This window comes from Halolamina salina, from assembly GCF_042678005.1.
GTDB classification, from domain to species: Archaea; Halobacteriota; Halobacteria; order Halobacteriales; family Haloferacaceae; genus Halolamina; species Halolamina salina.
The window spans coordinates 2,656-10,376 of the sequence record NZ_JBHUDH010000013.1; the positions used below are offsets into that span (position 1 = coordinate 2,656).

General features: G+C 69.4%; 8 protein-coding genes and 1 pseudogene. 4 read left to right on the forward strand and 5 right to left on the reverse strand.

The window, feature by feature from the left end:
- Window positions 1–582, forward strand: a 582-nt coding sequence (locus ACFR9S_RS01855) for an alpha/beta hydrolase (RefSeq protein ID WP_379817932.1), incomplete at its 5' end; no start/stop codon positions are given.
- Window positions 583–735: 153 nt separating this feature from the next.
- On the opposite strand, the gene ACFR9S_RS01860 is transcribed toward ACFR9S_RS01855, so the two are convergent.
- Both ACFR9S_RS01860 and ACFR9S_RS01865 read right to left on the reverse strand, forming a co-directional pair.
- Complete coding sequence (locus ACFR9S_RS01860) at window positions 736–1,554, reverse strand: BtpA/SgcQ family protein (RefSeq protein WP_379730726.1); 819 nt, start codon at window positions 1,552–1,554, stop codon at window positions 736–738.
- 49 nt (window positions 1,555–1,603) lie between these two features.
- The gene (locus ACFR9S_RS01865) at window positions 1,604–2,512 is read right to left on the reverse strand and encodes a hypothetical protein (RefSeq protein WP_379817934.1); all 909 of its coding nucleotides are present in this window, start codon (window positions 2,510–2,512) and stop codon (window positions 1,604–1,606) included.
- A 96-nt stretch (window positions 2,513–2,608) separates the two neighbouring features.
- Between ACFR9S_RS01865 and ACFR9S_RS01870 the strand changes: the two genes are divergently transcribed.
- The gene (locus ACFR9S_RS01870) at window positions 2,609–2,782 is read left to right on the forward strand and encodes a hypothetical protein (RefSeq protein ID WP_379730728.1); all 174 of its coding nucleotides are present in this window, start codon (window positions 2,609–2,611) and stop codon (window positions 2,780–2,782) included.
- Window positions 2,783–2,812: 30 nt separating this feature from the next.
- On the opposite strand, the gene ACFR9S_RS01875 is transcribed toward ACFR9S_RS01870, so the two are convergent.
- The 3 genes from ACFR9S_RS01875 to ACFR9S_RS01885 form a co-directional block, all read right to left on the reverse strand.
- Window positions 2,813–3,574 carry a GTP cyclohydrolase III gene (locus ACFR9S_RS01875; RefSeq protein ID WP_379730729.1) on the reverse strand — a complete coding sequence of 254 codons (762 nt, stop codon included), beginning with the start codon at window positions 3,572–3,574 and terminating at the stop codon, window positions 2,813–2,815.
- A gap of 58 nt (window positions 3,575–3,632) precedes the next feature.
- Window positions 3,633–4,292, reverse strand: coding sequence for a hypothetical protein (locus ACFR9S_RS01880; protein ID WP_379730730.1), 660 nt, complete (start codon window positions 4,290–4,292; stop codon window positions 3,633–3,635).
- Window positions 4,293–4,447: 155 nt separating this feature from the next.
- Window positions 4,448–6,991 carry a restriction endonuclease gene (locus tag ACFR9S_RS01885; RefSeq protein ID WP_379817936.1) on the reverse strand — a complete coding sequence of 848 codons (2,544 nt, stop codon included), beginning with the start codon at window positions 6,989–6,991 and terminating at the stop codon, window positions 4,448–4,450.
- A 150-nt stretch (window positions 6,992–7,141) separates the two neighbouring features.
- Here ACFR9S_RS01885 and ACFR9S_RS01890 point away from each other — a divergent pair, with 150 nt between their 5' ends.
- The gene (locus tag ACFR9S_RS01890; RefSeq protein ID WP_379730732.1) at window positions 7,142–7,588 is read left to right on the forward strand and encodes a DUF4112 domain-containing protein; all 447 of its coding nucleotides are present in this window, start codon (window positions 7,142–7,144) and stop codon (window positions 7,586–7,588) included.
- A 43-nt stretch (window positions 7,589–7,631) separates the two neighbouring features.
- Window positions 7,632–7,721 (forward strand): annotated as a pseudogene (locus ACFR9S_RS01895) (HAD-IIA family hydrolase); the annotation flags it as partial.

Below are 7,721 nucleotides of genomic sequence, written 5' to 3' on the forward strand. Positions count from 1 at the left end.
GCTGCGCTGGTCCTGCTCCACGGCCGCGGCGCCCGTCCGGGCACCGTCCTCGACCTCGCCGACGAACACGACCGGTCCAGTGTGACCCACATCGCTCCGGAGGCGTACCACGACACCTGGTACCCCCACGCCGCCACGGCCGAGCGGGAACTGAATCAGCCACACCTCGACTCGGCGCTTCGAGCGGTCGGCGACGCCGTCGAACTGGCGCTCGACGCCGGCGTTCCGCGGGAGAAGGTGGTCGTACTCGGCTTCTCACAAGGCGCCTGCCTCGCCGCCGAGTACGTCTACCGGAACCCCGAGCGCTACGGCGGGCTGGCCGCACTCAGCGGCTGCCTGATGGGGCCGGAGAACACGACGCCGCCCGATACCGAGGAAGGGAGCCTCGACGGGACGCCCGCCTTCTTCGGCTGCGACCGAACCGATCCGCACATCCCCGCGTTACGGGTCCGAGAGTCCGCCGACGCCTACCGCGAGCGCGGTGCCGAGGTGACGGAACGGCTCTACGAGGGGCTCGGCCACCAGGTGAACGAGGACGAGATGGACTGGGTCCGGGCCACCCTCGACGACCTGCTCGACTGATCGGGCGAACTCTTTTGAACGAGAGCGCAGGCAGGGCCGTCGATGCGCTGAGAACCGACCCGGGGCGTCTGCGGGTGTGCGGCCACACGCCTCGGGCACGCGACGGCCGCCTGTTCGCTACTCCGCCTCAGCAGCAGCGCCAGAGTCGACGACCTACTCCCGGACCTCGTCGGCGGCGGCGACCAGCTCCCCGGTCCGCTCCTCGCTCACGGGCTCGCCGGAGGCCGACCCCGACTTGAGCGCGGTGCCGACGATGACGCCGTCAGCGATCGAGAGGATCTCCCCGACCGTGTCGGCGGTGACGCCGCTGCCCACGAACAGCGGTACGTCCAGTCCGAACTCCTCGCGGCGGTCGGCGGCGCGCTGAAGCTCCTCCCGGTCGACGGCGTGGCCCGTGCCCATCCCCGAGACGACCGTGGCGTCGGCCAGCCCCCGCTCGACGTTGTCGGCGAAGGACTCGGCGGTGAAGTCCTCGGCAGCGATGGGTGCGGAGTGTTTCACGTCGTGGTCGGCGAACACCGCTACGTCGGCGCCGAGGCGCTCGCGCTCCCGCATCGTCTCGTAGGCCTTCCCCTCGATGATCCCCTGATCGGCGACGCGCGCGCCGGTGTGGATGTTCACCCGCATGAACTCCGCGCCGACGGCCTGCGCGACCGCGAGATCCGCCGCGGCGTCGTTCCGGAGCACGTTCACGCCCACCGGCAAGTCGACCTCGTCGGCGACCGCACCCGCGGCGTGGGTCATCGAGGCGACGACGTGTTTGGGCACGTCGTCGGGGTAGAACGGCGCGTCGCCGAAGTTCTCGACCATCACGGCGTCGACGCCGCCGGCCTCGAGTGCCCGGGCGTCGGCACGCGCCCGCTCGATCACGGCCGCGCGGTCGCCGTCGAACTTCGGCGCGCCCGGCAGCGGGTCGAGGTGAACCATCCCGACGATCGGCTGGCTCCGTCCGAACGTGGCTTCGAGATCCATAGCCGAGCGTCGAACCGACTCGGGTAAGCTCTGACGACTCCGGGTCGGGCTACGCCCAGAGCTCCGTCTCTTCGCGGAGGCCGCCGGTGATAATCGAGCGCACGGCCTCGATCTCGCTGTCGACTTCGGCAGTGTTCTCCAGCAACACGGTCTCGCTGGGGAACAGCTGTTCGCCCAGCACGAGGCCGTGGTCGCGAGCGGTGTTCCCAGTGACGGTGAGGTAGTCGCCGACGCCGGCCTCGGCGATGGCGGCCTCCTCCTCCTGCCCGTTCTCGGGGTAGACGAACTCGACGCCGTCGAGGGCGTCCATCCCCAGCACCGCCTCCACCAGCCGCTCGTAGCGCGGCGAGATGCAGAGCGGGCCTTCGTAGTCGGCCAGGAACGCCCGGTCGAGGTCGGTGCCGGAGGGGACGGTCTCGGGCGTCCCGAGCAGCGTGTGGTACACCGTATCACCGAGCCCAGTGACGACGCGCACGTCGGACTCCGTCGGGTCGATCCGCTCGTTCACGGCGGCGAGGTTGTCGACCCCCTCCGGACCGAGGGAGACGACCTCTTCCAGCACCAGATCGGCGGCGTCGAAGCCGAGCGCGAACTCGTGGGTGCGAAGCGCGCGGAACGGCTCCTCCCGTCCCACGAGGTGGACCGGCGTCCCGTCGAGCTCGACGGTGAGGCTGTCGAAGACGATCCGGCGGGGTTTCCCCTCGCGGTCGTCACGGATCAGTGTGAACTCCGGACCCAGCGGGTCGGTGGGCATGGAGTACTCGAGCAGCCGCTCGTAGCTCCCCTTCTCGGCGGTCTGTTCCCCCTTCGTGATCGCCTTCTCGTAGCGGAGCACGGAGGTCACTTCGTCGACCGTCGCGTCGGCGTCGGGGGTGTCGGCGACGGTGGCGACCCGCTCCAGCACCGCCTCCAGCGGCCGCCCCTTCCGGGGAACCGCGACGGGTACCGGCTCAGTCATTACCTGTGCGACGGGGCCGACAGAAAAAGCGGTTGCGGAAGGGGCGTGTCACAACGGCTAAGCCGCGTCGGCCCGCGCTCACCGACGTGACCTACGGTGACGGCCGCTGAGACGGTCCTCCTCGTCGGCGTCGTACTCGCCGTGTGGGGTGCGGCCAGCGTGCTGTTCGACGCCGCCCTCGGCGGCGGGAACCACCGGTTCGTCGCCTACCTCGTCGGACTCTTGCTCGGGCTGGCGCTCGTCGGCTACCTGTTGGTGACGCGCCTCTGAGGTCGGAGGGTGGCGCCGTCTGGCACCGCGTCAGTGTTCGTCGCCGGCGAACTCCACCCGGGTACCGTCGTACCGGCAGTCTTCGAGGGCGTGCTTGGCGTCGATCCCCGCGTCGTGGGGAGTCGGGCCGAAGCCGACGCCGACTTTGAGCTCCACGCCGGCGTCGTCGCTGACGTGTTCGATGGCCTCCAGGTACTCCGCCTCGGTCATCTCCGGGACGACGGAAATCACGTTGTCGCCGCCGACGAAGAACGAGAGCGCGCCGTGGGCCTCGCGCATGTACCGCATCAGGCTGGCGTACGCCTGCTCGATGCGGATGAACGAGTCGAACTCGTTCAGCCGGTCGGTGTACTTCCCGGTCGCGTCGTTCACGTCGAAGTGGGCGATCGACACGTCGCCGGCCTCGGGTGGCCGGTACTCGCCGCCGAGCACCTCGCGTCGGGCGCGATCCTGCGCGCTGCCGGCCGCCTGCACGCGCTCGGTCGCGCCCTCGAGCGCCTCGATGGGGACGGGGTCGACCGCGGTCCCAAGGCTGACGGAGATCGGGTAGCGGTTGCCGATCGACTCCTGCAGGAGTTCGTGGTCGGTCCGGTCGAGCCCGTTGGTGACGGCGACCATGTTGTCGAACCGGGTGAAGAAGGCGTAGCCGTCCCGCGAGCCGACGAACTGCGCGATGTCGGCGAACAGTCGGGACTGCAGGGTCTGGAGGTCCATCTCGCGGCGCGGTTCCGGCTCAACGGTCCACGGGCCGTAGTTGTCGATCTGGATATGGGTAAGCTGCGGACGGGTCACGTTACCTGAAGTAGGTCGGCTGTCGCAGTTGTAGTTTGGTATTCCCGAATGCGTGACGCTACCGCAGCGGCGACAACAGAAGCCCGGCGTAGTACTTCGGCGCGCTCTTCCGCGAGCGGGCCAGCGCCACCCGCAGCGCGTTCGCGGCGTCGTCGAACACGCCCGGCCCGTGGCCGACGAGCACGCTGTCGGGCGAGAGGCCGCCGAGCGCGGTCTGCGGCGGGAACAGCCGCAGTGCGGGGTGGACGCCCAGACGCTCCACGCCCGTCGTGAAGAACTCGGCTGTGCCGACTGCTTCGGGGACGATCAGCGTCCCGCGGTCACGGTCGTATAGCGCCACCTCGTGCCAGAGTCGGTTGTCGACGACCGTGATCGCCCGGAACTCGGTGTCGGGGAGCGTCCGACTGTACCTCTCGGTCTCGGCGTCGAGGTCGTCGGCGACGTCGGAGAGCGGTTCGGGGAGCGAGACGGGCACGTCGTGGCGTTGCGCCACCGCGGCGGCGTCGCGCTTGTGCCGGTCGAGCAGGAGCGTCACTCCCGCAACCTCGCCCAGGTCCGCGAGCTCGTCGTCGAGTCCGGGGGCGTCGACGGGGTCGATCACCCAGAGGCCGTCGTCGGTCTCGACCGCGTGGCTGGTGCGGTGCATCTCGCCGACCTCCTCGGCGAGCGTCCAACTGATACCGCCGTCCCAGCGGTCGACGACTTCCAGAGTAGCCATGGACGGACGTTGGATCGCCCGCGGCTTAACTATCCCCGGCACCGGACCCGTGGGTTCGGTTGGCCGTTCGTGACCGTTCGCGTCGCAGTCGCGTTGCCCCGAACGTAGCCACGCCGAGAACGGCGCCGAGCTTGCCCGGGGAGGTGCACGCCGCACTACTCCAGCCCGGAGGACGGGACGTTGTACCGCGTCAGGTCGGCCACGAGCCCGTCGCCGTCGATCAGTTCGACCGCCGAGGAGTTCGCGGCGTATCGCTCGGCGGTGGTGGCGAACGACGAACTGGTGACGATGACGACACGGTCGGCGTCGCCGCGGGCGATCGTGCTCTCCAGTTTCTGGATCACCTCTCGGCCGACCGTGTTCCCCTCCGCGAACTGCTTGACCTGGATCGCGATCCGCTCGACGCCGTTCTCCGCCCAGACGTCGACGCCCAGATCCCGGGAGCCGGCGGTGACGGTCGTCTCGTACCCCTTCTGCTCGTAGAGGTTGGCGACGAGGTGCTCGAACGCCTCCCAGGAGAACTGATACAGCTCGTCACGGGACCACATCGACCCCTGCATCTGCTGCATCCGACGGTACGGCTCCAGCACCGGATCGGGGTCGCCGCTCTCACGCGCCTCCTCGATCGCGCGGCGCCACTCCCGGGCGTCGACGGCGGGATGTCGCCGCCACTCCTCGACGAACGCCGCCAGTTCGCCCGTCAGCGTCTCGATCTCCTGTTCGACGAGGCGATCGATCCGGTCGAACTCGGCCGAGAACGCCTCGGGAGCGAGCGGAACCCCGTCCTCGATCCGTTCACGCATCTCGTCGACGATGGCGTCGATAGAGAGCGACGGGAACGCCGACTGATACTCCTCGACGGTGTCCATCGAGTCGACGAGCGTTCGCACCCGCTTGAGCTCCGACCCCTCCCGGAGCGACTCGCGGTGGCGGAGCGCAGTCCTGACGGCGTCGGCCCACTCGACGATCGACTGGTCGGGATCGTCGGCGGCGAGTCGGTCGAGCCGTTCGAGGACGGCGGCGAACAGCTCCCCGCTGCGGACCGCGTCGTCCGGCGACTGCTCCGCCGACCGTACGATCTCGTCCAGTCGGTCGAGGTACGGCTCGCTCGGCGCCGTCGCGGCCTCGATCCTGTCTCGGACCCTTCGATAGCGCTCGACCAGCTCCGTCGCCCGCTCGGCCGTTCCGAGCCAGTCCTCGTCGAGTAACTCCGGGTAGCGCCCCTCGTCGAGCGTCCCGTCGTAGATCGAATCGAGCCGATCGCCGATCGGTGCCGGAAGGAGTTCCGCGAGCAGTTCCCGCTCGAACGGCGTCGGCGACTCGGGGAGCAAACCGAGCAAGCGCTGCCGGGCGGCCGTCGCGAGCCCGCTGTCGAGCCGATCGGTCAGTTCTCGGTGACTCTCCTCGTGTTCGTCGGGGGCACTCGGCGCCAGCCGGTCGTCGATCGTCCGGAACCGCTGGATCGCCGTCTCGTACTGGCCGGCGTCGACGGCGCGCTCGGCCGACCGGAGCAGGTCGAACAGTTCGTCGACCGACTCCTCGAACCGTGACACGGTCATCTCGGTTTCGAGTCGGCTCCGCCGCTGCGTGATTTCGTCGACTTCGTCGTCGCGGTCGAGCGCGGCCGCGAGCAGTTCCGCGCTCCGGTAGCACGCCATCGACTGCTCGAACTCCCCGTCGTCGGCGAGTGCCTCCCCCGCCTGTAGCGTCCGTTTCTGAAGTCGGTCCAGGCTCCCGACCCGGTCCGCGATGACCGCGGTCGCGATCTGTCTTCGGTTGTCCTCGATCTCCTCGGGGTAGTCGTCGAGGTCGATCCCCTGCCGAAGCCCGTCGGCGGCGTCGAAGACGGCGACCGCGTCTTCGTACTCCCGCTCGCTTCGGAGCGTCTCGCCGATTTCGATGACCCGTTCGACGAGCTCCCGCTTGGCCGCCTCGGGAGCGTCCCGATGGGTCACGGTCGCGGCTTCGAGGAACGTCTCGGCGCGCACGAGCGGGACCGCCAGCCGGAGGCGCGAATCGAGGTGGTCTTGCAGCACGTCCCGATCGGCGGGCGTCACGTCGCCCTCCGGCGTCGCCGCCAGCACAGCGAGGGCGGTGTTTCGGACGTCCTGATCGCGAACGTCGTCGGCGAGCAGGCTGTCCACCGCGGTGGCGCGGTCGACCTTAGTTCGTTTGTAGGTCTTGTAGACGAACCACGGAGTGGCGAGCGCGTAGAACACCAGCGCGACCCCGACCAACGCGTTCACCGCGGGAATGATCGAGATGATCAGGAGGATCACGGTCAGGACGACCAACAGTAGCAACCCACTGAGTATCGTCCGGGGGAGCGTCGGTTCGCCCCCTAACAGGAGGTCTTCGCCGTCGAGTATGGCCCAGCTCCCGAGCGCCAAGGACAGCCCGCCTATCGCTCCGGCGACGCCGAGGAGGAGCGTTCCGCCCCAGAGGAGCTGTATCCCCGGGGCCAGCCTGTAGACGACTGTGGCGAGTACGAACGTGAGGACGGGGACGACGAACGTCGAGAGATACCCGAGGACCAGATACCGGCCGTAGCCGGCCTCTATCCGCTCGTAGTAGTCGGTGAGCCGGGACTCCGACCAGACGGTTTCCCCCTCGAAGTCGTCGCCACAGTGGTGGCACTCCTCCCAGTCCGGCGGCGAGAGGTGGCCGCAGGAACTGCAGTAGTTCACCGGTGACACCATCGGGATGCACCACCGTACCTCCCTCCGGCAGATAAAGGCCCCTCTTCGGGCAATCGACCGGGGGGGAGCGTCGTTCGTCCGCTCGACTACGCCACCGGACCCGGGAACCTCGCCCCAGCGCTTACCCCGCCCACGCCCCTACCGTGAGCCATGAGCGACGAGATCGCGGCGGCGTTCGACGGTGTCGATCCGGCCGATGTGCCCGAATCGGTCGACCGCGCGGCGCTGGAGCGGATGCGCACGGTCGCGATGGTGCTCGACGAGTCGGTCGAGATCCCGGTGATCGAGTACCGGATCGGCGTCGATCCGCTGCTCTCGATGCTCCCCGGGGTCGGCGACGCGCTCAGCGCCGGCATCTCGCTGTACATCGTCGTCGAGTCGGCCCGGCTGGGCGTCTCCTTCGGGACGCTGTTAGGGATGCTCGCCCGGATCACCGTCGACTTCGCCGGCGGCTCGATCCCGTTCGTCGGGCCCGTCTTCGACGCCGCGTTCAAATCGAACAAGTGGAACGTCGAGGCCGCGGTGGACGACCTGTTCGGCGAGGAGCGGGACGAGGGCGACGACGCGGTGACGATCCCGGTCACCTCGCCGGAGTAGGCCGGGCGGCGCCTTTTCGACCCCGCCGGCCGTAGGGGCTTCCATGAGCTACGACGGCGCCATCCTCGACGTGGACGGGACGGTGGTCCGGGGCGAGCGGCTGCTCCCGGGCGCCGAGGCCGGGCTCGGGGCG